The 23,329-nt window shown below is 55.5% G+C and carries 20 protein-coding genes and 1 pseudogene; 8 read left to right on the plus strand and 13 right to left on the minus strand.

All coding sequences use genetic code 11. From position 1 onward, the window contains the following. Positions 1-62: 62 nt before the first annotated feature. Both SH421x_RS22830 and pilM read right to left on the minus strand, forming a co-directional pair. The gene (locus tag SH421x_RS22830; protein ID WP_488852326.1) at positions 63-1,628 is read right to left on the minus strand and encodes a hypothetical protein; all 1,566 of its coding nucleotides are present in this window, start codon (positions 1,626-1,628) and stop codon (positions 63-65) included. A gap of 3 nt (positions 1,629-1,631) precedes the next feature. After that, entirely contained in the window at positions 1,632-3,989 is a 2,358-nt protein-coding gene (gene pilM, locus SH421x_RS22835) for a pilus assembly protein PilM (protein WP_488852327.1), read from the minus strand. Between the two features lie 481 nt (positions 3,990-4,470). Here pilM and SH421x_RS22840 point away from each other — a divergent pair, with 481 nt between their 5' ends. From SH421x_RS22840 to SH421x_RS22850, 3 genes are read left to right on the plus strand one after another with little or no spacing between them, the layout of a single operon-like run. Then, positions 4,471-7,311 (plus strand): glycoside hydrolase family 38 N-terminal domain-containing protein, encoded by a 2,841-nt coding sequence (locus tag SH421x_RS22840; protein WP_488852328.1) that lies wholly within the window; start codon positions 4,471-4,473, stop codon positions 7,309-7,311. 5 nt (positions 7,312-7,316) lie between these two features. Continuing rightward, on the plus strand, positions 7,317-7,973 hold the full coding sequence (cmk, locus tag SH421x_RS22845; RefSeq protein ID WP_488852329.1) for a (d)CMP kinase: 657 nt from the start codon (positions 7,317-7,319) through the stop codon (positions 7,971-7,973). A 1-nt stretch (position 7,974) separates the two neighbouring features. Then, the gene (locus SH421x_RS22850; protein ID WP_488852330.1) at positions 7,975-8,634 is read left to right on the plus strand and encodes a lysophospholipid acyltransferase family protein; all 660 of its coding nucleotides are present in this window, start codon (positions 7,975-7,977) and stop codon (positions 8,632-8,634) included. A 26-nt stretch (positions 8,635-8,660) separates the two neighbouring features. Here the strand turns inward: SH421x_RS22850 and SH421x_RS22855 are convergent, their stop codons facing one another. From SH421x_RS22855 to SH421x_RS22875, 5 genes are all read right to left on the minus strand, one after another. Further along, the gene (locus tag SH421x_RS22855) at positions 8,661-9,128 is read right to left on the minus strand and encodes a GNAT family N-acetyltransferase (protein ID WP_488852331.1); all 468 of its coding nucleotides are present in this window, start codon (positions 9,126-9,128) and stop codon (positions 8,661-8,663) included. A gap of 83 nt (positions 9,129-9,211) precedes the next feature. Then, on the minus strand, positions 9,212-10,273 hold the full coding sequence (locus tag SH421x_RS22860) for a suppressor of fused domain protein (protein ID WP_488852332.1): 1,062 nt from the start codon (positions 10,271-10,273) through the stop codon (positions 9,212-9,214). A 22-nt stretch (positions 10,274-10,295) separates the two neighbouring features. Continuing rightward, on the minus strand, positions 10,296-10,817 hold the full coding sequence (locus tag SH421x_RS22865; protein WP_488852333.1) for an adenine phosphoribosyltransferase: 522 nt from the start codon (positions 10,815-10,817) through the stop codon (positions 10,296-10,298). Positions 10,818-10,928: 111 nt separating this feature from the next. Then, the gene (locus SH421x_RS22870) at positions 10,929-11,819 is read right to left on the minus strand and encodes a sigma-70 family RNA polymerase sigma factor (RefSeq protein WP_488852334.1); all 891 of its coding nucleotides are present in this window, start codon (positions 11,817-11,819) and stop codon (positions 10,929-10,931) included. Between the two features lie 232 nt (positions 11,820-12,051). Then, positions 12,052-13,923, minus strand: a complete 1,872-nt coding sequence (locus tag SH421x_RS22875) for a 30S ribosomal protein S1 (RefSeq protein ID WP_488852335.1) — start codon at positions 13,921-13,923, stop codon at positions 12,052-12,054. A gap of 365 nt (positions 13,924-14,288) precedes the next feature. Between SH421x_RS22875 and SH421x_RS22880 the strand changes: the two genes are divergently transcribed. Both SH421x_RS22880 and SH421x_RS22885 read left to right on the plus strand, forming a co-directional pair. Then, the gene (locus SH421x_RS22880; protein WP_488852336.1) at positions 14,289-15,392 is read left to right on the plus strand and encodes a hypothetical protein; all 1,104 of its coding nucleotides are present in this window, start codon (positions 14,289-14,291) and stop codon (positions 15,390-15,392) included. A 50-nt stretch (positions 15,393-15,442) separates the two neighbouring features. Then, positions 15,443-16,606 (plus strand): hypothetical protein, encoded by a 1,164-nt coding sequence (locus SH421x_RS22885; RefSeq protein ID WP_488852337.1) that lies wholly within the window; start codon positions 15,443-15,445, stop codon positions 16,604-16,606. A gap of 75 nt (positions 16,607-16,681) precedes the next feature. Here SH421x_RS22885 and SH421x_RS22890 read toward each other — a convergent pair whose 3' ends face one another. The 3 genes from SH421x_RS22890 to SH421x_RS22900 all read right to left on the minus strand — a co-directional run bounded on the left by SH421x_RS22890 (position 16,682) and on the right by SH421x_RS22900 (position 17,993). Beyond that, entirely contained in the window at positions 16,682-16,816 is a 135-nt protein-coding gene (locus SH421x_RS22890) for a hypothetical protein (RefSeq protein ID WP_488852338.1), read from the minus strand. Positions 16,817-16,880: 64 nt separating this feature from the next. Next, entirely contained in the window at positions 16,881-17,213 is a 333-nt protein-coding gene (locus SH421x_RS22895) for an H-X9-DG-CTERM domain-containing protein (protein WP_488852339.1), read from the minus strand. A gap of 45 nt (positions 17,214-17,258) precedes the next feature. After that, the gene (locus tag SH421x_RS22900; protein WP_488852340.1) at positions 17,259-17,993 is read right to left on the minus strand and encodes a DUF2071 domain-containing protein; all 735 of its coding nucleotides are present in this window, start codon (positions 17,991-17,993) and stop codon (positions 17,259-17,261) included. Positions 17,994-18,451: 458 nt separating this feature from the next. On the opposite strand from SH421x_RS22900, the gene SH421x_RS22905 reads away from it, so the two are divergent. Together SH421x_RS22905 and SH421x_RS22910 are read left to right on the plus strand one after the other, a co-directional pair. Next, positions 18,452-19,381, plus strand: coding sequence for a DUF1559 family PulG-like putative transporter (locus tag SH421x_RS22905; protein WP_488852341.1), 930 nt, complete (start codon positions 18,452-18,454; stop codon positions 19,379-19,381). A gap of 61 nt (positions 19,382-19,442) precedes the next feature. After that, complete coding sequence (locus SH421x_RS22910; RefSeq protein ID WP_488852342.1) at positions 19,443-19,910, plus strand: hypothetical protein; 468 nt, start codon at positions 19,443-19,445, stop codon at positions 19,908-19,910. A gap of 25 nt (positions 19,911-19,935) precedes the next feature. Here the strand turns inward: SH421x_RS22910 and SH421x_RS22915 are convergent, their stop codons facing one another. Continuing rightward, a complete protein-coding gene (locus tag SH421x_RS22915) occupies positions 19,936-20,706 on the minus strand; it encodes an alpha/beta fold hydrolase (protein ID WP_488852343.1) in 771 nt (256 codons plus the stop codon). 122 nt (positions 20,707-20,828) lie between these two features. Between SH421x_RS22915 and SH421x_RS22920 the strand changes: the two genes are divergently transcribed. Beyond that, positions 20,829-21,683, plus strand: a complete 855-nt coding sequence (locus SH421x_RS22920; protein ID WP_488852344.1) for an alpha/beta hydrolase-fold protein — start codon at positions 20,829-20,831, stop codon at positions 21,681-21,683. 38 nt (positions 21,684-21,721) lie between these two features. Here the strand turns inward: SH421x_RS22920 and SH421x_RS22925 are convergent, their stop codons facing one another. Continuing rightward, positions 21,722-22,156: a carboxypeptidase-like regulatory domain-containing protein gene (locus SH421x_RS22925; RefSeq protein ID WP_488852345.1), complete on the minus strand. Its 435-nt coding sequence runs from the start codon at positions 22,154-22,156 to the stop codon at positions 21,722-21,724. Between the two features lie 113 nt (positions 22,157-22,269). Continuing rightward, positions 22,270-23,220 (minus strand): annotated as a pseudogene (locus SH421x_RS22930) (DUF1559 family PulG-like putative transporter). Positions 23,221-23,329 lie beyond the last annotated feature (109 nt).

Here is a 23,329-nt window from a genome sequence, read left to right on the forward strand (position 1 = left end):
CCGCTTCCCACGTGTTCCGTAACTTACATCCGCCATCATCCGCCGCGTCAAACTCTCGCCAACTAACGCACCGTCGTGGACCGTCTGTTGGCCTCATCAAGGGGCGCAGCACCAGCTTCTGATTCGCTTTCGCTGGTAATTCCCAGCAGCTCTTTGTTCACAGGATTGTAAATGTACAAAATGCCGTAAACCTCGATCGGCACATCGTACCGATTGTCAAGCTTTTGCTCTCCGCCAGCGCCAGGCATCCCCATGGGGGATTCGGCTGCGTATCCGCCCCCTCCCTCGAAGCCGCCCCCATATCCGCCATAACCACCCATGCCGCCGCCGCTGGTTCCAGCGGTCGGATTCAAGCGAAGTTGGCGAACTTCCAGCATTAAGTCTGCGTTGCCACATTCGACCAACAGCTTGTCAATTTTGCGTTGATCGATCGTCATTCGCATCCGCACCGGCAGCCGCTTAGCGACCGCCAGATAGTAATCTTCGGAGGTCGGAGCCGTCATCGCCGTCTTCAAGGTTTCGGCGTCAATCTTTTTGTAGTCTTTATCGACATAGCGGAACTGGGCAGGGTCAACCGGCGCCATTACGCCTCCCATGCCCTCCATGCCCATTCCTTCCATCCCCATCCCGTCCATGCCTTCCATACCCTCCATGCCTTCCATCCCGTCCATCATTCCAGGCTCCATCCCGCCCATGCCATCCATTCCCATCATGCCATCTTCCCCGGTTGCGGCGAGCATCGGGGGCTGTTCAAGCTGGATGCGGAGGGTCGCCACACTTTTCCCCAGTTCGATCGCTTCGATCTTTTTAATCGCCGCGAGATGGTGCTCTGTCGTGTCACCGTTAACCGCTTTAATGATGCGCATCAGGTTTTCGAGCACCCACAGATCTTCCTGGGCGTACAAAACTTCGCGCGGCGTGGGGCGATTGTTGGGACGTTTCGACCAGTCGAAATTTTTGGACTGAATCATCTGCTGATTCGCCGGATCCCACTCCACCACAGGACGTTTCTTCATCAATCCCCCCAGCCCCATTCCCATGCCTGGGGCTCCGCCACCTTCCATGGCGAAGTCACCGCCGCCAGAATAGGAAGGCATACCGCCGGCAGCGCCTTCCTGAGCGTTCCACTCGGCGCCGATGATTTCGGCCAGTTTGGGCAACTCTTCCTTGATATAGTCGCGGTAGAGTTCGCACATTTGCGTTGTCAGACCGGTCTTTCCCTTGACCAGCTCTTCGTCGGGGACTGCTTCGATCGGACGATTTTGCAGGACCGAATTGACCGTGGCGGCATAATCAATGCGACCCGCGTTCAGTTCTTTCGGCCAGACCAATTCTTTTTGCTGCGAATCCCATTGATATTGCCAGCTTTTGGCGATGTCTTGGCGATATCGATTCAGCCATTCTTCCATTCCGGCTGCGAACTTTTCGTTCGGATGCTCGGCGGTAGAAGCGATCGTCTGCGCCGAATTTTTCTTGGCCTCGATCGCCGATTTATTATCGGCCAAGTCGGCGGCGATCGTCATTGTCGAGTAGACCCAGACCCCTAGCGTCACGCAAACCACCGCTCCGGATAGAACCCAGAATCGGTATTTGCTCATCACTGCGAGAAAAACGCGAATCTTATCCATGGCTTAATTCTCCTCGCCTAGTGCGGCCGCCGCGGCTGCCGCTTCTGCGTCAGCCTCGGCTTGTAGTTTTTTGTTTTCAATCCGTTTGCTCACCGGTGTTTCTTGCCAGCAAAACTGCACCGTGAACTCATAAACTTTGACAGGAATTTTCGCTTGAATAATTTCCCCGTCCGCACCCACTGGCCCCATGGGACCCATCGGCCCACCAGTTTGCATTCCGGGGCCAAGCATCTCGCTGCCGTTTTGACCCATCGTCGCCGCATCGTATTCAGGATTGTCTAAGAAAACTTTCTTTTGCACGCTGTCGAGCACAATCACCGGATGCGAGATGCCCAACTCTTTCATGCTGATCTCGATCATCTGGCCGCTACCATCATCCAGCAAGATCGTGCCGGTATCCAGCTGATGAATCAGCGTGTTGCGGACATATTGCGGACCCGAGTTTTGCCGGGCCTTATCACTATTGTGATAGTGCTTTCCTTTCAGCTGAATGATCCAGCCGCTTTCGGTCGGTCCCGCCAATTCGTCGATGACTTCGCCATCCTCCCCAACCGCTTCCATGGCCGCTTCTCCCTCAGCCATGCCCACTTCTGTGGCTTCGGCTGGAGCGGCGTCTGTCGCAGTCGGGTCCGCTGGAGTCTCAGCGGTTGCAGGAACCTTTGCAGCCGCAGGCTTGGCTCCTGCGACTGGTTGGCCATCTTCACCGGTGGGCGCGACCCCTGCCTCATCAAGATCTTCCGGCGTCAGCCCTTCCACCGCCGCTTCTTCCAAGCGTTTTCGATTGTAAATCGTGTCGGCGTATTTGGCCTTCACTGCTTCGGTGTACCACATCGCGACGTCAGGGTAATATTTTGATTCGACGCTCTCGATATACAGAAAAGGACGTTCTTCGATCGGCGTTTTCCAAACATCTTCTGGCTTGCCTTCAAAGGCCGGCAGCGAAGCGGTTACTGCGCGCAAGAGTTCTGGCCAGAGGCGTCGGTTCTCTTCGTTTCCGACAACATAGTTGCCGATCGTCTTCAGATTCTCGGCGTCGGTCATAAGCTGATCGTCGGTCGATTTGTGCGAACTGCTGGTTTGCTCGGCCGCGGTGACCGCACTTATCGCGCTGGCGAACTTCTCAGGATCGGCGGTATTCCAAGCCTTCCAGTGGAAGAAGAAGTTGACCGTGCAAGCCAACAACAGCGCTGCGACTGCGGCGACCGCCCATGGCTTCTTCTCGCGGATCAAACGATCGACCAAGATCTCTTGCGGCAGCAGATTGGTTTGCAGACATGACTTGCGCAGCCCCTGCAAGCACATACCGTAGCAAGCCGCGAACGACATAATGTTGTCGCGGAACGCCGCCGCCGAGGTGACCTCAGAGCCTGTCAGCTTTTGGAATCCGTCAATTTCGATCGCTTCGTATCCCAAATTTTTCGAGAGATACGAGACCAGCCCTGGCAACTTCATCGCGTTGCCAACCGGCACTATTTTCGAGATTTTCGCTTTGCGATCCAACGTCTGAAAAAAGCCGATCGAACGCTGAATATCGGTGACCAGTTCATTGAACTTCGGCCGCATCGATTGAAAAATCAGCTTGGCGTCATCCGCTTCCCGCGCGTGACGCTTCAGATGCTCGGCCTTGGCGAAGGTCAGCTTCAGGTCTTTGGTCAGTTGTTTGGTAAAGTGGTTACCGCCGATCGGCAAACTACGCTGCCAAACGCGAAAACCATTGGTAATCACCAGGTCGGTGGTTTCCGTACCCATCGAGAGGATCACGAACGACTCAGGCTGATTGGCTGGATCGTACTCTTCCTTCAGCGGATTGACCGTCAACAAGTCGTGCGAGACGAAGTTGTAGAGCGACACCGGAGATAGCTGGACGGTGTCGACGTCGATCCCAGCGTCCAAAAATGGCTGCAACGAACGGAAGACTTGGTCCCGTTTCATCGCGAAGATGCCGATTTCGGTCTCAAGTGAGATCCCTTCTTCGACATGAGCGCCCGGCATCGCCTGAAAGTCCCAAACGACTTCGTCCAGCGGGAACGGGATCTGCTGTTTCGCTTCGTATTTAACAATGTCAGGTATGCGTTTCGCTTCGACCGGCGGCGCTTTGAAGAAGCGTGCGAGACCGGCTTGGCCAGGAACCGAGATCGCGACCTTGTCGTTTTTCAGTTCGTTGCGCGAGAGAAATTCCTTCAGCGCATCCCGAATCATTTGCTCTGGGTTTGCATCCGGCAGCGTCAATAGCTTGGGATATTCGATGTAGTCAAAGGCGTCGGCGACGAGCCAGAAACCATCATCATGCACCGTGCAACGGAGCGCCTTAATTGCGGCGTGCCCGATATCGATGCTCCAAACGCCTTTCCCAGCAGCCATGTTGGGTCCTCAAATAACACTAAATTTGCGCAGAGACTGAGCGGTAATATAGCGAAGTCTCACGGAGTTTGCCCCCGTGCCAGAAATGCCAGCCGCAATGTGCCGTTTGCGAAAAGGATAATTAGATCAAAAGATGAGAGCTATCGCCGCAGTAATACTGGGCGGCAGCATCACCCATTCTAATGTGATCGCGGCGGAAGTGTCAATGAATTTGCGTGTGACAAAAAAACGCGTAAAGCATTATCAACAAAAGAGATAAGATGCATTTCTCTCGCCCCACAGCTCGAATTTTCAAGAATTTGCTTTGGTGAAATCGCTCTGGAGCACGAACCCCTGTTCGTGATGTAACATCTTTAACGACAATAACTTCCGGCCAAAACACCAGCTACGGCGGATGTTATCTACCACCCAAAGTCGGCTATAATGCCGATTCGTCCTTCTGTGCTAGTCGCTTCGTCTTCTCTGTAGAGCCGCCTCGCCGATGTACCAAGAAGTATTCATTCTGGTCCCCTGCCATAGTTTTGAGGATTTCCCCACACACCATCGCGGCGATGAAGCGGCCAGTCTGCTCGCTTGCTGGTCGGCGATGTGGCGACCAGAATTAATCGCCGGAACCGGTAAAATGCCGGCTTGGGCCCGGATTGATTCACCACCGGACGAGCTGGCCGATCGATTACTGCTGATCCCGCTGGTCAGCGAACAAGAGATGCAGGCCGGATTTGCTCGCCGCGCTAAAGAATCTGGCGCCAAAGTCATTCGCAAACTGGTGGACCGCGACGAAGTGATCGCCGCCGCTCTTGAAGGGCTCGAAAAGCCGGCTAATCTTGACGAAGAACTGGCCAAAGACTTTGTGGCGCTCGGCTACTGTTATCTGCAGACCGAGCTACTGACGCGCCAGATGCGATATTCCAGCAATCTGGATGAAGTCTACTTCAGCGAGAAGCTGGTCGCCGCGGCCCAGTCAGCCGTGATCGGCGAAGCCGAAGCCAGCCGCATACTGCTGCAAACCTGCTTTGACGTGCTCGCGGAAGAACGGAATAGCTTCTATCCGGTTGATTCCTACTTTCTCGACCTGACCTTGTGCGCCTCGACCACGCTGGGCGCGTTGTCACGTGAACTACAAAACGCGCAGCCTTGCAATGTGATCGTCAGCGGTGAAGTTGTGGCCCAAATGGCAGAGTCGCATCCCGACACCGTAACGCAATTGCATGATCTGTTGAAAGCCAAAAAGTGCGGCTTGATCGGCGGCGAATACCGCGAAGGCCCGTTGCCTTTGTATGACCCTGAAACGCTACTCGCCAACTTTCATGAAGGGCTGGCCGCCTACGAACAGCATCTAGGGCAGCGTCCGGTTGTGTATGGACGCCGCCGCTTTGGGCTCTCTTCGTTCTTGCCGCAGGTGCTGAAAAGTCTTGGTTTTCATGGGGCGATTCATGCGACGATGGATGACGGCAAGTTCACCCATTCGAGCCAAACCAAAGTCGCCTGGCAGGGAAACGATGGCTGCACGATTGACGCGATCGCGCGACCGCCGCTCGACGCCAGCACGCCCGACAGTTTTATCGCGCTGTTTCAACGTCTCAGCGAAGCGATGGACTCTGACCATGTCGCGACGATCTGTTTCGCACATTGGCCGGGGCGCACTTCTCCTTGGTACGACGATCTCCGCCGGATCGCACATTACTCCAAGGGACTTGGCAGCTTTCTGACGATTGATCGTTACTTCGCCGAAACGGAGCTTCCCCCCTATCACGATTCCTTCAAAGACGCACGCTACAACTCTCCGTTTCACAAGCAGGCCGTCATTCGCCGTCATCAGGGGCCGATTTCGATGCATCGTGATCGAGCCGTAGAAAACGCCAAGTACGACGCGGCCAGCAGTATCGAAGCGATGACCGCGCTAGTCACCGGTCGGGCAGGTCCGAGACATGAATCGCATCGCAATTGGCAAGAGCCGGCCGAAGCTCAGGCCACAGGGAACGATGCTTCGGTGAACCGTGACTCAGTAAACAACGCCGATACCGTCGTCGAAGCGGCCATGACCGACTTCGCCGCCAAACTGCCGCGGCGAAGCGATTCGCCCTCACCCAGCTTGTTGGTCGCCAATCCGTTCAGCTTTACCGCGGTCAGCGGTGGCAATACCGATCAGCTGTCATCTCTGCCCGGCGGCAAAGCGGTGTTGATAGCGGCCGAAGATAAAAGTGGTCGACATGCGGTCTGGGAGGCCCCCTCGTGCGGCTATGCTTGGCTTCCTGACGGCGGTTCTCCGACCAGCGGCAAGTCGCAAACCATGATCAAAGATGGCGTGCTGCGGAACGAGTACATGGAAGTCCATTTCGATCCGATCACCGGCGCATTGCAATCCATCTACGACTACAAAAGTCGCGGGAATCGCTTGTCGCAACAGCTTGCACTGCGCATGCCGGGCGAACGGGCAGCGACAGGCTCCAAGTATGTAGATCCCGACGAAACCGCGATCTATTCGGTGATGGCGGCCGACTCGATCGAGGTGATCTCTAATACCGCCGCCAAAGGTGAGATCAAAGTCGCCGGGCGACTGCTCAACACCGCCGGACACACGCTCGCTCAATACGAGCAAGTCTATACCCTGTGGCGATCAAGCCGCGTACTGCAGATTGACATCGATCTGACCCCGCATGAAGATCCGAAGACCGAACCCTGGAACTCTTATTTTTGCGCCCGCTTCGCGTGGAGCGATGGCTCGGCGTTCCTCTATCGCGATCAACATTGGCAGCGACGCCGAGTCGACACCAAGCGGATCGAAGCCCCGAACTATGTCGAAATTGAAAACGGCAAAGCGCATACGCAGATTCTGACCGGCGGCGTGCCGTTTCATCAGCATGTTCGCGGGCGAATGCTCGATACCATCTTGATCCCGCGCGGCGAGGCAGCCCGCTCATTCCGACTCGGCATCGGAATCGACCTGCCGTATCCGCTGCAAGACGCACGGAGACTGACTTACACGCCGCCACCGAGACCAGAGAATGCTCCGTCGCCTACGCCCGGCGACACCTCTTGGGCGCTGCATATCGACGCAAAGAACGTCGTCATCACCGGTCTGAAGCCGCTGACCCAAGGAGAGCATGTCGTAGGGTTCTCAGCTCGACTACTGGAGACCGAAGGACGCCCGGGCAAAGGAAATCTGCGATGTTTCCGCAATGTTGGCCGAGCAGTCTTGATGGAGTTCAACGGAGAATCAACCGGTATCGCCAAGACCAATGGAGATCGCGTCCAGTTTGAACTGCAACCCAGCCAGTGGCGACAGTTCGATGTCTACTGGGAAGAAGAGACGAAGGGCTAGAAACGATGATCGTCACCATTGATGGGCCCGCCGGAGCCGGAAAAAGCTCCATCTCGCGTCAGGTAGCCGAGCAACTTGGTTTCGAGTTTCTCGATACTGGCGCGATGTATCGCGCCGTCGCGTGGGCGGTGATCCGCCAAGCACGCGATTTACAGAATGAGTCGGTCGTCGCCGATGTCGCGAAAAGGATTCGGATTGATCTCGACGGCGGACGCGTGCTGGTCGATGGCGCCGACGCAACCAACGACATCCGCTCGCCCGAGGTCACCCAGGCTACTCGCTATGCCGCGGCAAACGTCGACGTGCGTAAGCATCTGGTGCAGCTGCAACAACAGTTCGGTCGTGAAAAAGATTTGGTGACCGAAGGGCGGGATCAAGGGACCGTCGTCTTTCCGCATGCCGAGTGCAAGATCTATCTGACCGCGTCGCCAGAAGAACGTGCACGACGCCGTGTCGCAGATCTGGCTTCGCGCGGCGTATCGGCCGAATATGACGAGATCCTTGCGCAGCAAAATCGCCGTGACGATGAGGACTCTAGTCGAACCGTCGGACCGCTGCGCAAAGCGGACGATGCGATCGAACTGTGCACCGACGGCATGACGCCGGAGGAAGTGATCCAGCGGCTGATCAATATTGTCCAGCAGCGGCGAGTATCCCTTTAAGATGAGCAAGGATGCATCCAAGACCGGGCGTTCGCTCGCAAAACGACTTTGGTATGACGCACTCCGCGTATTCGCGCGAGTCAGCGGAGTCTGTCTGTTCCGCATTCGAGTCTACGGCCGAGAAAACTGGCCAAGCGACGGCGGAGGCTTGGTCTGCCCCAATCATCAAAGCTATCTCGATCCGCTGTTGATCGGACTGACTTGCGACCGACGACTCAACTTTCTGGCGCGCCAAACGCTGTTTAGTTTTCCACTCGGCTGGATCTTGCAATCTCTGGATTCGATTCCCGTCGATCGCGACGGGTCGGGACTCGCAGGCTTGAAGGAAACGTTGAAGCGGCTGAAGCGAGGCGAGCTAGTCCTGATCTTTCCGGAAGGCACACGAACCCCCAATGGCGAAATCGGTCCCTTGAAGCCGGGCTTCATCCCGCTTGCGCGACGCGGTGGAGTGCCGATCATCCCGATTGCTGTCGACGGCGCCTTCGACGCGTGGCCCAAACATGCGAAGCTGCCGCGGCGCAGCGTCATCCATGTCCGTATAGCGCCGCCAATCTCGCATGAACTGCTGCAAACGATGACGGATGAAGAGTTGCTGGACGAATTGAATCATCGCTTGGATAAGGCGTTCTCTGCGATTCAAGATTCGCGTGAACGAGCGTGATATTTGCCTTTTGGGTCTCCGCCTAATTACAACAACCGCCGTTGCATGACCAAGACGTCATAGCCGCGATATTGCACTTGCTCGATTGGAGTCCATCCCAGCTTGGCATAAAGACCACCGCCGCTCAGCTTCTCGGTTTGCAGATAGATCGTCTGGACTCCCAAGGACTTCGCGATCACGGCAACCCTTTCCGCAAGCTGGCACGCAACACCCCGCCCGCGAGCCTCCGTCGCAACATAGACACCACCAAGCCAGTGCTCTTTTTCTGGATAGATGTCCATCTCTCTTAACTTCAATTCCGCCGTACCTAGCAGTTTTCCACTTTCTACGGCGACAATTTGCAGCGGGATTCGATCTCGATTCAGTTTCTCGTGAATACGCTCAAGAGTTGCTTCATAAGAATTGCCCGGCGTCTTGCTTCCCCATTGGTCAAAGTACCAACGAGCAACTACCGGTATCTCGTCGGGATAATCAGCTAAGTATCCGAGTTCCATACAAGCTCCTGCTCGCTCACAAAGTATCGCGACTACGCAGTGTGACACTCCGCGGGACGGAATAGTTCGCTTTCGCTTATAGGCTACACGACTGCGTCGCGCTGCAAAGAGAGCGGGGCAGGGAAGGCCTCGAGCAGTTCTAGCAACTGAGCTGTCCCACGGTTTTCGGCCATCTTCTGCTCGGCGGCGGTGATCGGGATGAGATAGAAAAACCGCGGCTGTTCACCCGCTATTTGCGGCAGACGAATCGGCGGCAAAAAGCTCGCCTGCTCGACGATCGTCATATGTGTAAAGCGGGGTGCGACTTGCTGAAAGGCTTCGGTCGAAATCGTGTGCCCATGATCGAAGTGCGTTGCGTAGCGCCACGGATAGCGGGCCCAGCTTGAAAGCTGACCGCAGATCGTGCGATCAGCGTCGGTCGTTTCCCACAGTACTCCCAGTTCGATGCGTCGAGATGGGGACTCTGCCTCGACGCTCTCGGCGCCTGGCATCGGCAGTATCGCCATTCCGGCGGTCGCCATAAAGCTGCGGCCTACACTGCTAGAGAGCGTAACCGCCAGCGGAGGCCACTTGCCTTGATCGGCGGCAAAGTACCGTAGTTCACCGCGATGCAGCGACTTATAGCTATCGAGCGTCGCTTGCTGAATTGTCTTCCAGCTTGATTCGCTCCAGTCACGCAAAAAGGCGTCTTCTGCGGCAAATCGCTGTAGCAGTACGTTCTGTTCTGTCAAAGGCCAAGCGACCGATGTTTCGGCCGCACATCCACGAGAAAAGCCGGCAAAGCGATTGGCCGGTCCCCAGCCCGGCATGATCGCAACGATCTTGTCCAAATGCCAAACAGCGACGCTCTGCTGATCGAGACTCCAGCGAACATCCCAGTTTTCCGGCTCTAGATCGGTGATCACGGCGGAGGAATTGACCTGAGCGTGCGGCAAGCGAGGCGGCAACGCGGCGTTCATCTGCTCTTCGATTTGGGCAGCGTCACGGTCCGAGCTGTTGGCGACCCACACCGCATGGATTTCGCGGGGATTTTGCGGAGGAAAGACATACAGATAAATGCTGTCGTTGTCCGCATCCGCCTCTAGGATCGCGACTCTCGTCTCGAACAAGTTCGGCTGCTCGCGGAGGATCACCGAATCTTTCATCCGTCGCTCTCCTATCTGCAGACTAGTACTCGATCAAGCTAAAGCATTCGTGCGGAGCGACTTTCGCAGCCCCTTCCAAAAACTTCAGTTCGATCAGAAAGCAGCAACCGGCCACCGTGGCGCCGATCGTTTCGACCAGGTTCGCACAGGCTTTAATCGTGCCGCCGGTCGCTAATAGATCGTCAACCAACAGCACGTTCTGGCCTTTGGCGACGCCGTCGATATGGATCTCAAGCGTGTCGGTGCCGTACTCTAGTTCGTACTGGAATGAATGCGTGTTAAACGGCAACTTGCCCGGCTTGCGCACCGGAACGAAGCCAACGCCCAGCTTCAGCGCGAGCGGTGCGGCGAAGATAAAGCCGCGAGCTTCGGCCGCGACGATCACGTCGATCTGCTTCCCCTGGTAGTGAGCCGCCATCTTGTCGATCGCCGCTTCAAACGCCGTGGGATCGGCCAACAGGGGAGTAATGTCTTTGAACAAGATGCCCGGCTTGGGGAAGTCGGGGATATCGCGGATGTAATCTTCGAGCTGGATAGAATTCATCGATACTCACTGCGCGCAAAAAAAGACCACCTAAATGAAGAGCGCTCAGGTGGTGAATATACGCGGTTTGGCCAGAGGGCGAAAGTCAGGGCCCCCTGGCTGCGAGCAGGACTAGCGGCGAACCAGACGACGGCGGAACGGGCCTTCCAGCTCTCGTTCGCGAGGATCTTGCAGCCCCTCGGCCAATTTGCCGAGCGCCTCGGTCTCGATCTGTCGAACGCGTTCACGCGTTAGACCCAGCTTCTCGCCGATCTCTTTCAGCGTGTGCGGGTCCATCCCTTCCAGGCCGAAACGCATCCGCAGAACGGTCGCTTCACGAGCATCCATCGTCTTCAGCATCTGCATGACGTTCTTCAGGTCGTCATGCTCAACCATCTCGTCTTCGGGGTTCTTCAAGCGATCATCCATCACCATCTCGCCCAGTGACCAACCGCTGTCGGCTTGATCGGTCTGCGGAGTCGAGTTGTAGATCTTGATCGCCTTTTTGATGATCGGCAGCTTCTTCTTTGGCAGTCCGAGCACGCGAGCAATCTCTTCTGGAGTCGGCGTGCGGCCGAGCTCCTCGGTCAAGCGATTGGTCGCACGACGCCATTTCGACAGCAGCTCGACCATATAGGCCGGGATGCGGATCGTCTTGGCGCAGTTGATCAACGCCCGTTTGATCGACTGCTTGATCCAGTAGCTGGCGTACGTGCTAAAGCGCGTCCCCATCGCCGGATCAAAACCTTCGACCGCTCGCAGCAGTCCCAGATTGCCTTCTTCGATCAGATCCTGCAGACCGAGACCTTTGCCGGTATATCCACGAGCGATGTTCACCACCAATCGCAGATTCGCCCGAACCATACGGTCCCGCGCATTGACGTCGCCTTCACCGATCAACTTGGCTAGGTCCTTCTCGTCTTTGGCGGACAAGAGGGCCGTTTCGTTGATCTCACGCAGGTACGTCTCCAGCGGGCTCTGGACCGATTCTTCCTTGAGTTCTTTATTCTGTTGAGTCGCCATATCGTCCGATAGCTCACGGTGCGGGGGAGGGCGTTGCTGGCACTTAGGATGCTATCGTCGATCATGCACTCAATTCTCAACCTCCGCACAAAACGGCGCAGGTGCATCGGATGTGCCGGAGGTTCGGGCAGGCGCAAAAAAAACGACCCCAACGATTGACTCGTTGGGGTCGTGATAGTTTTGCCGATTATCGCCCCACTCGAAGGCGATCAACAAGCTGGAAGCTCTGGGATTAACCCTCTTCCGACTTCGCTTCGGGCTTGGTTTCGCCTTCAGCTTCCGGCTGAGCTTCTGCTTCCACTTCCGGCTTGGCTTCTGCTTCCGCTTCTTCGGCCGGAGCACTGGCGCTAAACAGCGGACCCGATGATCCCAGACCACCCTTCAGCTCTTGCTGAGCCGTCTCGGCAGTCGCTTCGGCGGCCGCGGCGGCGGCTTCATCTTCAGCAGCCCATTGAACGCGTTTGCGAGATAGGCCAATCTTGCGTTCGTCGGTGTCGACTCGCAAGATCTTCACTTCGATGTCGTCGCCAACTTTGACCACGTCTTCGGGGTTCTCGACCTTTTCGTCGGCCAATTCCGAGATGTGGAGCAAACCTTCCAAGCCATCTTCCAGCCCGACAAAGACGCCAAAGTTGGTGATCTTGGTGACTTTGCCTTTAACCAACTGGTTGGGTTGGTACTTATCCGGAATGCTGCTGGCCCACGGATCGAGATCCATTTGCTTCAGCCCCAGCGCGATGCGGCGACGGTCTTCTTCGATGTTGAGAACCTTGCATTCCACTTCTTGGCCCTTTTCCAGCATTTCGCTGGGGTGACCAATCTTGCGGGTCCACGACATGTCCGAAACGTGCAACAGGCCGTCGATCCCCTCTTCCAATTCGACAAAAGCGCCATAATTGGTAAGGTTGCGAACTTTGCCTTTGACGATCGATTCGACCGGATAACGCTCTTTGATGTTTTCCCAGGGATTCGACTGGGTCTGCTTCATGCCGAGCGAGATCTCTTGCTTCTCTTTGTTGATGCCCAACACGACGACATCAATTTCGTCGCTGATGTTGACCACTTCGCTTGGATGGCTGATCCGCTTGGTCCACGACATTTCGCTGATGTGAACCAGACCTTCAATCCCCTCTTCTAGCTTCACAAAGGCGCCGTAGCTCATCACGTTGACGACCTGACCGCGAACCTTTGCACCGACCGGGTACTTGGCTTCCACCCCGTCCCACGGGCTCGGCTGCATCTGCTTCATACCGAGGGCGATCTTCTGACGTTCGTGATCGATATTCAAAATCTGAACTTCGACTTCGTCGTCAATCTTCACCACTTCGGTCGGGTGACCAATGCGGCCCCAGCTCATGTCGGTGATGTGCAACAGACCATCGATGCCACCCAGGTCGACGAACGCACCAAAGTCGGCGATATTCTTGACCACGCCTTTGCGACGTTGGCCGATTTCCAACTCTTGCAGCAGCGAATCGCGGTCTTTCTGGCGTTTCTTCTCGATCAGCGATCGACGGCTCACCACAATATTGCGGCGTTCTTCGTCGATCTTCAGCACTTCGCACTCGACCTTCTTGCCGATGTAGTCGGCAATGTCGGACGGACGGCGGATATCGACCTGGCTCGCCGGCAGGAAGACGTTCACACCGATATCGACCAACAAACCGCCCTTGATTTTGCGGACGACAGTACCTTCGACCACGTTGCCTTCTTCGATCGAAGACATCGTGGTGTCCCACTCGATGATCTTCTGAGCTTTTCGCTTGCTCAGCGTGATCATGCCGTGCGGATCATCGGTGCGACCGAACTCGTCTTCGATATCCTCAACGAGGACTTTGATTTTTTCGCCAATTTTCGGCGGGTCTTCTTCTTCATCCCACTCGTCGCGGGGAATGCTGCCTTCGCTCTTGCCGCCGACATCAATCATCACGAACTCGTCGTCGACCCGCAGAATGGTCCCGTCGACGATTTTGTTCAGTTCTACGGATTCTTCTTCTTCAAATGTGCCGAAGACATTCGCCTCAGCATCGAGAACCCAGCTATCGATCAGCGACGTTAACGTATCGTCGCCTTCCAAATTACGAATGAGATTACGATTTACCATGCGAAAAAGGGAAATACCTAGCCTAAAACTTGCGGGCAACCCGGCCTGCCGCTTGTTCGGCTCCAAAAGTTAATGAACTACGTACCCGATTGGGGCGACGCCGCACGGCGCCTATATATCAACCGTCAACAATCGAGCGAGAACAGGAAAAAATAGCAAATTTGTCAAGTCCAATCAACTGCGCTACCCCCACTCAGATTACGAAACCGCTCCAAGTGACAATAAAATAGAGCGGCTAGAGCGATTCCCAGGCCCTAAGCAGCTGCTAGCAGCTACGCATCTCCCCCATTTTTCTCGAATTTATTTACGCTCAGCGTTAAAATTGGCGGTGATATCAATCGTTCTCGCAGCAGGAACTACCAGTTATGGACGCGTTGAACCATTTTCCGCAATTGGTGGAAATCGCTGTTCAGCTTCCCGAGATCGAGCCCTCGCTGGACGAACCGACTAGCGAAGAAATCGACGCCTATCTTGCTGCTCATTCCGCCTCACTCCAAGCAATTCGGGATATTTTGCAGCAGCCCTGCCGCAATCCACTGCCGGTGGATCGCACCGCTTGGCGAACCGCTTTCGAGAAAATCGGCAGCGTTCGCGCTTTGGCCCGCATCTTTCGCCGCTCCTCTCTGGCCTTGGAACAACGCGGCGACTTGGACGGCGCCATCCAAGAGGCCAAGCACTGCTTCCAATTGGCGACAGCCATCCGAACCGGCGGTCTCATGACTGACTACTTGGTTTCGCTGGCGATTGAAGGAACCGGGCTCTCTCGTTTTCGCGAATTGCGACACCAGCTGCCTCCCCGTAGTCTGCGAGCTCTGATTTCGTTTTTGGAGAACCAAGAATCGATGCGTGAGTCCTACGACATAATTATGGATCGTGACGCTCAGTGGGAAGCAACCATCGGGAGTGAACCAGAGTGCGATTCTTCCAACGAAGCTTGGATCGGAGAGTTCGACTTCGACGAAGAAACGCGGCAAGAATTCGTCGCAATGCTCGCCGATCTCAGAACCATACAACAGGCGATCAAGCCCACAGCGCCGGAAGAAATCGCCGCAAATCGGCATGAACAAGGCCAAGCTGCAGAGCATCGTATTCTGACGCAGCAGCGACTGCTGCGTATCGAACTGGCGCTGCTTGTTTGGCGGAATGAACATGCAACGTATCCGGACCAAATTAGTTGGCTTGCGCCAAACTATTTAACCTCCCTGCCCTACGATCCCATCCAGGGTCAGCACTACCAGTATCGCCGTGCAGGAGATGACTACGTCCTGTATGGCCTCAACCCCCAGAGGACCGATCGCGGCGGACAACGCGGAGGCGTCCTCAGCATCCACTGCGGTGTGGCCGACCACTTTCTCGATTACGACGACTACGAAGAGTTAGACTTACCGCAATTCGAAGAAACCCAACTCCCAGAGCGCTTTATCAAATTCTTCGCCGATCATTTCCCAGAGTACGATCTTCCGCAGTAGCTTTAGATTCCCCTGCGATGGTCCATTCAATTTTTGCATGGAAGGCGACAATGGACGCGATTAACCACTTCTCGCAACTCCTCGAAATCGCTCACCAGCTGCCCGCCTACCCTTGGGACGCGTGGCTCTCGAAAGTCCTTGAAACGCCCCGCGATCAATGGCCAACCGATGACGAGATTGATGCGCAAATCGCCGTCGAGTCCCCCATTTACTTGGCCAAGCATGCCGCGGTCATTGATGCCGCTCGAAAATTGATTCGTCAGCCTGGCGAAAATTCTGTTCCTCCTACGGTCGAAGCTTGGCGAAACGAACCCTGGAAACAACAGGCAGCGGGGCATCTGGGAGGAGTGCTTGCTCGATCGGGGCTGGCAGCTGCAGCAGCCGGTGACTGGCGCGCTGCGATCACTGACTTCGAAAATTGCTTTCGGCTCTCGTTGGCGATGCGCCGGGAGGGCCTGATCATTGAATACCTTGTCGCTTGCAGCATCGAAGGACACGTAACCCTCTGTCTGACTAGAAACCGCCGCAAAATACCGATCGATTTACAGCGTGAATTAATCGTTACGCTCGAATTGCACGAATCGCAGCGCGAGCCGTACGACGATATCGCCGATCGCGACGAAGCCTGGGTCGCGGCCAATCCAAGCGTCAACGACGATTCGTCCGAAGAATATGAGGCGCCCCCATCCCTATTTGATTTTGATGACATCGAGCAAATCGAAACAAAACCAAGCCCAGCCGATCAGGCCAGACAAGCGGCGCGCGACGCCAAACTCCACATGCTGTACAACGGCACGCCGGAACAGCTTGCCTGGATGAATCGCCGGCACATGCAAGAGGCGGACCTTCGTAACGTCGCCTTATTGCGGCTGCTTCGAATGGAGTTGGCCTTACTTGCCTACCATGCAGATCACCTGCACTATCCTCGCCGGCTGCGCGAACTTACACCGCTCTATCTATCAGAGATCCCCAGTGACCCGCACGAGGTGAAACCGCTTCCATTTTCTTACCGCCGCCATAAAAGTGACTTCCACTTGTACGGCCGTGACACGTACGGCGTTGATCACGGCGGCAAACAGAGCGATATTCACGACTTCAGCTATGGACTGTCCGATCTTTTTCTCGATGCCTATGACTTGCCACCGGCCGATGACGTCAGTTGGTCGCAGCCCAGCTTACTGAGTCGACTGGCGCGTCTTGTCGGCATTCACTAAGAGCGTCAAGAAACAAAACAGCAGCCGAACAAGTTCATTCGGCTGCTGTCATATTGCTAATTCTCGGCAGCGATCTTAGCGGCCGGGCGCCGCTGGACTATCGGCCATATCTGGATTGCTGGTATCGACCGTCGGCTCAGGCTTTTTCTCTCCGCAGCCCAAGACCAAGCAAATCGTCAGCATCAACATCATAGAAGCGAGGAAACGCATATCGGCGCCTTTCAGGATTGAATAGTTAGCAAGAAATTGAATCGCGACTTTGCGACGCAATCCGTTAATTGGACAACGAGCGAACATGGCCATCGGCCAAAGCGTTCAGACACAGATAGGTGCCGTAATCGGTCGTTTCGGGAATCGTCGTCACCGAGGCGTCTCCCATCAGGCAAGTCACAATGCCGGGATGGAAACTGCTGGGGCCTTGGTAGTCGTTGTTGACATGGCGATAGGCGATGTAGGAAGGGGTAAAGTAGTGCGGGTTGTTGCCGGTCTTGTTGAACCAACCATCGGCAGTTTTTTCGGCACCAGCTGGATCGGCATAGGGATCGCCCCCAGCTAAATTTTCTAGGGTTTGGCGGGCTGACTTCGAGCGCTTACTCGATCGGGGCACCTGATTCGCTCACGCGTTAACCATTAGATTACGGCTGCCAAAAAGTCATGTATCTACCGCCCCGCAGACTGCGGAGCGGCCATGCCAACGATGGGGAATGTTTCGCATCAGCAGCGCGTGATCTAGTTCGACGGAGCCTGGCGGGAAGATCGCGGGATTGTCGAAGAAACTTGACTGGTGCTGCCCTAACAATAGCGGCGTGACATCCCAGTCGTAGGTCTGCAACTCGAGCCCGTCGTACTGCTTTGGCGTCGAAGAGGGCGAATAGCCGAGCGAGCCTGCTTGAAAGAACGCCGACGCTTGTGCCAGCGAGCCAAAGATCGAGTTCGCCGGCAGAGCGTCGACTAATCGCCCCTGGACCGCAACATGCGAGGCGCCGTCATCGCTGGTCATCTTGACGCGATAACTACTCCCCTGCTCTGCGACTTCAAAATGAGCGTGATGATGCTCTCCGGGAAATAGTCTCCCTCCTACCCAAGCATTCAGCCGCGACGAGGTATCTCGCCGTGGAACAAAAACTCCTTGCCTTGCCTGACCTTGTTCATCCCATTCGACCGCGATTCGATGCGCCGCATTTTCAGAGGCAAGCCCCAGGAATCGGGGGATCCCCAGCGGACGAACCTGTTTCAGCCGAATCAAACAGATGCCGGCGATTCCCATTTCTCCCACAAGCTGAGGGCGAAACGGAAATGGCAACTGACGCTTTAGGACGTCGGCATCGATGCGAAAGTTGACCAGAATTCGACGATCGATCAGGCCTTGAATGGTGGGTAATTTCATCACGATTGCTCCTTTCCTCCTCTAACCGGGGATCCCGGCACCCGACAACCGTACAAGACCAAATTGCGTAACAGATTACAGCAACGATAATTCTCTTCTACGGTGGCATGCGGATCTATGTTATGAGATCGGCTTGAACAGAGCATGTGAAATATCAAAGGCCCGCAGCGCAATTGTTCATGGACTTCACTGGTTTTGCGCTGATATCCTAGGGAAATAGCTTGGCGCATGTTTCGTTCAAAACGGCTGGCTTCAAAAATCGCTCCCCTTAAAAAAGAATAACGGCGACAACTTGCAAATTCATCCATTAGCTCGTTCTCGTCGCTTTTCCTTGACCTGCCAACTCTTGATTCGATCTCTCTTCTGAAGTCATTGTTTGATTTCTAGGAGGATGTCGCGCGGTTCATTCTCATCTTTTATATTGGTGCCTTATGAAACTTTCATTCTCTATTCAAACGATGTCGCCCCGTCGACGCGGCTTCACGCTGGTGGAACTGCTGGTCGTCATTGCGATCATCGGCGTGTTGATCGCGTTGTTGCTGCCTGCGGTTCAGCAAGCGCGAGAAGCGGCTCGGCGCATGCAGTGCACCAATCAGATGCGGCAGCTCGCGCTGGCGGCGCACAATTTTCACGACACTTATCGCGAACTTCCTCCTGGTAGTCAGGGGAACAACCCCTGGGGTCGTGACTCTTATTCGTATTACTGCTTTCTGCTGCCGTTTATCGAAGAGACGGCGATGTATGAACAGATTGATTTCACCAACAAAATCAACGGCAACGTTGGCTGGGGCGGAAGCGCCCGGATCGATCTGTTGGACAGCATGATCTGCCCTTCGGACGACACGAACATTCAGGAAGAGAGCGTTCCCCAGTGGCGCAACGCACTGCACAACTATGTGGTTTGTTACGGCGACTCCAACTACAACAGTGGAACTCCTTGGAACGTGGTCGATGGTTACACCGGCACCGCCGGCATGTTTGTCCCAGAGAAGCGAGCCAAGCTGCGCGATGCGACCGATGGCTTATCGAACACGCTGCTCGTCTCAGAAATCATCACTCCGACGCAGCAAGATACGTGGAGTTCGATGGGGCGGACGCAAGTTGCGATGGGGGCCGGTTTCACCACTTATTTGACTCCCAATGCAGACGCAAACGATCGGACCAATCGCTGCCATACCAATCTCGGCGGCGCCCTAGGCGCCAAGTGTACGCAACATGCGGACTGGGATTGGGGCGCCAATGTCGTCGCCGCGCGCAGTTGGCACACCGGCGGCGTTAACGCGGCGTTGGCGGATGGCTCGGTGCGGTTTATCCCAGAGACGATCAACGTCACCACTTGGCGAAGTCTCGGCGGTCGCAGCGACGGTCAAGTCGTCAGCGATTTTTAATATGCCCCCTTCTTCGCTCAGAGCCACCCTGCTTTGTCTCTCTCTTGAGGAGCCACCTACGATGGCGATCACTACCCCAGCGCGGATTTCGACTTGCGTTGCCATCTTGCTGCTCGCTGCACCCCTGGGATGCAGCGGAGACGGCAAGACGCAGATCGAAGGAGTCGCCACTTGGAACGGCCAACCCATTGAATCAGGCTACATCGAACTGGCGCCGGTAGCCGGAGTCGGACAGTTCGCCAGCGCCGAAATCAAAGAGGGGAAGTTCACGCTACGAACAACGCCAGGGCTGCGGCAAGTAAAAGTCACGGCCCAGAAAAAGATCGGCGAAACTGCGCCTACCGAGCGAATCCCAACTCCTGAGCCCATTCTCTTTCAGTACATTCCACCTGAGTTCAACACGGCGTCGACGTTGCAAAAAGATGTGCAAGGCAACACGCTGACGCTCGATCTGCAGGGGGACGAACTGACGCCGCATAAACCTTCCACGGCCGATCAACAGCGGAAGAAGGCGCAAGGGGGATCGTAACGTGGCTTTCACTCAGGCTCTCTACTCAGACCAGCAGCGCCGCTGCCTGTGCACACTTTTCCCACGGTACGCCGTGCCCGCACTCTTCGAGGATATGCAGCGCTGCGTTGGGTAAATGCGCGGCGTAGTACTCACCGTGGGCCAAGGGAACCATTTTGTCGTGCCGTCCCCAGACCAGGGTGGTCGGTTGTTGGATGCGGTGCAAATGATGCGGAAGCTTTGGATCGTGCAGATACGGATTCCAGCCGACCCGGGCGGTCGCTTCGCGTGCTCGCAGCCACATTAGCATCTGCGAATCATCCGGCGAGCTGGGAGTTGTCTCCAATGCCGCAGCGCTTGTCGGATCAAAGAAGATCAGCTCGCGTAATTTGTCAAAGTCGTCAATAAACAGCTCGCCCATTGGTGATCCTTCGATATGCAGCCCTGCCGCCGAAATCAGTCCGAGTCGGCTGATTAGCTGCGGCCTCAGAATCGCAAGTTCGACGGCCAACCAGGCGCCGAGCGAATAGCCGATCACCGGCACGTTTTCTAGCTCTAGCGCGGCGAACAAATCGACGTAGTGCCAAGCCAAGTCGTGAATGTCGAGGATACTGTTCAAGCCTTCGCTGAGCGCAAATCCGGGATGGGCAGGAACGTACACAGTGTAGTGCTGAGCCAGCTGGTGATGAAACGGGGTCGGCTCGGTTTCTCCGCCGGCCGAATGCAAATAAACCAGCGGCGGACCTTCGCCCAAGGTGATGAGCTGCGTCTTCTTGCTGCCAACGCGAAGGAAGCGATGCTGGACGTTGGACGACATACCGATCCTCGAGAGAGTTAACATTTAAATGGGGCGCAAAGTTGGGGGCTGACTGCTGCAAACAGCGCCGAACTGCTCTACTTTATTACAGATAAGACTCTCCCCAACCAAGAGGCAAACTCATGAATCGAGGATCTGCTTGGTGCGGCTACCTGATTGTGCTGACGGTGACGCTGCCGCTGATCGCTGACGGCAACACAGCGCCAACAGCAGAGATCTCGGCCGCGTCGCGCAATGGGCAGGGGTTGCTGCTGCACGCGGTTGTCTCGCCGTACCAGTCAGGACCAACGCAAATTCGGGTGCTGCTGCCGAGTCCGTTGAAACCAGGCGCCCAGTACCCGGTGATCTACCTACTGCCGGTCGAGCCGCGGCGCGAAACTCGATACGGCGACGCAATCCTAGAAGTGCAAGCGCTCGATCTTCACAACAAGCATCAGGCAATCTTCGTCGCTCCCACTTTTTCGCAATTGCCGTGGTACGCCGATCATCCAACCGACCCAACGATCCGCCAAGAATCGCATCTACTCCAGGCAGTGCTTCCCTTTATCGAGCAAAGCTATCCGGTCTCGCCGCAGCGGCAAGATCGGCTGCTGCTTGGCTTTAGCAAGTCAGGCTGGGGAGCATGGAGCTTGCTGCTGCGGCATCCCGACCTATTCGGCAAGGCCGCAGCTTGGGACGCTCCGTTGATGATGACGGAAATTGGCCAATTTGGAAACCGCGACATTTTCGCCACACAAGAGAACTTCGTCGCCTACCGCATTCGCGATCTACTCTCTGCGAATGCCGAGAAATTACGCGCTGAACCGCGATTGATTTTGACTGGCTATGGCAATTTTCGAGCGCATCTCCAACAAGCTCACCAACGGCTGAACCAATTAAAAATCTCGTATACGTACCGCGATGGACCAGCCCGCAAGCACGATTGGAGCAGCGGATGGGTGTCGGAAGCGGTGGAGCTGTTGCTGCAGCAGGAATGAGAGACAGGGATTATCCCGTTCGGTAGATACAAGCTGCCTTACTTGGATTTCAAATCAAAGTTGAATGTGTTGTCACCGGGCTTTACTTCTTCGGACAGGTTTGATTTGGCGTGGTAGATGGCCGGTAACTTTTCCTTTCTGCCGCTACCGGGAATCGAGTCATCAGCCGGCCTGGCGGTGGTGATATAGACGTCGTTTTTACCCACAGGGGCGCCGGTGATGTCATTCAGTAGCACGAGTTGGTATTTTCCGTCGAAATCGGTCATTCCAGACGCCATCCGACCAGCTTCGACCGATTGAAACGAGACCGTCGCTTCGGGAAGCGGCTTGCCATCAAGCGTTACGGTTCCGCTCACTTGACCCAATTCTGGCAAATCGCTGGCGCGATATCCGCCACAACCGATTGTCGACAACATGATCAACATCGCCAGAAACTGAAAACAAACCGCGGGAACCACAAATCGGAAACTCATAACTTCAACATCTCTTGGGGCTGGACTGAGCGAAGCAGGAGAAATCTATCGTGCGGCCGAGCCAGTGGCAGCTTTGAGCTGCCTCCGACTCTTACCATCTGGAGTCATTTCGACTAGTTCTCAGCGACAACGTTGCCGTCATTGATCGCAATCAAATATTCGTAAAGACTGTCGAGCGCGCTGTCATTATTGGCTGGTGCTGCGCTTCGCAAAAACTGAACATTCTCAGAGAGAAATTGAACGCTGCCATCGAATCGTAACGTTTCGGCGCCGCCTGGATGCAAGCTGCTCAACGCTTCCCCTTTTTGATCAATGTTTCCAGTCGCATCGTTCATCGGCCACCGGCCAGAAAGCCCAATTTCATCAAGACAGTTGCCATCTTTACCGTGCAAACATCCAGCCCAACTCTTCAAGCTCATCGTCTGGCCTTTCAGCTTGCTGCAGCTTTCACCTACCGCCAGCGTATTGCTTAAACCATCAGTCACATCACGAAATTTTCGTCCCCCATCCAAATAAAAGCCGCCGTCGGGGCCGTATGACAGGAGAAATCGGGCGGAACGTGAATGGTTAAATACGGCATAGTTGGATCCAGCGCCATTCATAAATCGTTGAGCTGGGTCATCGACCGAAGCGCCGACATCTGATGGGCATCGGTACGCAGGCAGCACCGCTTTCGCGACGACATCAAGATGATTTTCCAGTAGTTCGCCTCGTCCAATCCCCCCTGCCTCATACAAATTATTTTGCTCTACGAAGGGCAATATCAGCGCCGACCAACTCCAACTTTCAATCTCAACAGCAGACTGCGGCCACCCGGCGCCGGTATCGTCAGGATCGCCAACCGGATTAATCGCCGCAGGAGGCAAACTGTTGTACGTGTTGTGGTAGTTGTGCAAAGCGAGCCCAATCTGTTTGAGATTATTGATGCATTGCATCCGACGATCCGCTTCTCGGGCCTATTGCACTGCGGGCAACAAAAGCGCGATCAATACGCCGATAATGGCGATGACTAACAACCGCTCCACCAAAGTGAACCCGCGTTTGGTCCAGCGGAGAGCAACCATGTAAAATCCTCAGCGAAAAGAAACGATAACGCAGAGCCCCCCCTATTCTACCTAGTGATGCCCCACAAAAGTCAGCCAGGAATCTCTGTATTATATAAAATGATTCTCA

Source organism: Blastopirellula sp. SH421 (assembly GCF_057808535.1).

Coding starts and splice junctions, on each gene's coding strand:
- SH421x_RS22855 (WP_488852331.1), bottom strand. CDS start 9,128: ATGGAACTCGGATACTTAGCTGATTATCCCGACGAGATACCGGTAGTT.
- SH421x_RS22860 (WP_488852332.1), bottom strand. CDS start 10,273: ATGAAAGATTCGGTGATCCTCCGCGAGCAGCCGAACTTGTTCGAGACG.
- SH421x_RS22875 (WP_488852335.1), bottom strand. CDS start 13,923: ATGGTAAATCGTAATCTCATTCGTAATTTGGAAGGCGACGATACGTTA.
- SH421x_RS22905 (WP_488852341.1), top strand. CDS start 18,452: ATGTCGCCCCGTCGACGCGGCTTCACGCTGGTGGAACTGCTGGTCGTC.
- SH421x_RS22840 (WP_488852328.1), top strand. CDS start 4,471: ATGTACCAAGAAGTATTCATTCTGGTCCCCTGCCATAGTTTTGAGGAT.
- SH421x_RS22915 (WP_488852343.1), bottom strand. CDS start 20,706: ATGTCGTCCAACGTCCAGCATCGCTTCCTTCGCGTTGGCAGCAAGAAG.
- SH421x_RS22910 (WP_488852342.1), top strand. CDS start 19,443: ATGGCGATCACTACCCCAGCGCGGATTTCGACTTGCGTTGCCATCTTG.
- SH421x_RS22870 (WP_488852334.1), bottom strand. CDS start 11,819: ATGGCGACTCAACAGAATAAAGAACTCAAGGAAGAATCGGTCCAGAGC.
- SH421x_RS22920 (WP_488852344.1), top strand. CDS start 20,829: ATGAATCGAGGATCTGCTTGGTGCGGCTACCTGATTGTGCTGACGGTG.
- SH421x_RS22900 (WP_488852340.1), bottom strand. CDS start 17,993: ATGAAATTACCCACCATTCAAGGCCTGATCGATCGTCGAATTCTGGTC.
- SH421x_RS22830 (WP_488852326.1), bottom strand. CDS start 1,628: ATGGATAAGATTCGCGTTTTTCTCGCAGTGATGAGCAAATACCGATTC.
- SH421x_RS22865 (WP_488852333.1), bottom strand. CDS start 10,817: ATGAATTCTATCCAGCTCGAAGATTACATCCGCGATATCCCCGACTTC.
- SH421x_RS22890 (WP_488852338.1), bottom strand. CDS start 16,816: ATGCGTTTCCTCGCTTCTATGATGTTGATGCTGACGATTTGCTTGGTC.
- SH421x_RS22880 (WP_488852336.1), top strand. CDS start 14,289: ATGGACGCGTTGAACCATTTTCCGCAATTGGTGGAAATCGCTGTTCAG.
- cmk (WP_488852329.1), top strand. CDS start 7,317: ATGATCGTCACCATTGATGGGCCCGCCGGAGCCGGAAAAAGCTCCATC.
- SH421x_RS22885 (WP_488852337.1), top strand. CDS start 15,443: ATGGACGCGATTAACCACTTCTCGCAACTCCTCGAAATCGCTCACCAG.
- SH421x_RS22850 (WP_488852330.1), top strand. CDS start 7,975: ATGAGCAAGGATGCATCCAAGACCGGGCGTTCGCTCGCAAAACGACTT.
- pilM (WP_488852327.1), bottom strand. CDS start 3,989: ATGGCTGCTGGGAAAGGCGTTTGGAGCATCGATATCGGGCACGCCGCA.
- SH421x_RS22925 (WP_488852345.1), bottom strand. CDS start 22,156: ATGAGTTTCCGATTTGTGGTTCCCGCGGTTTGTTTTCAGTTTCTGGCG.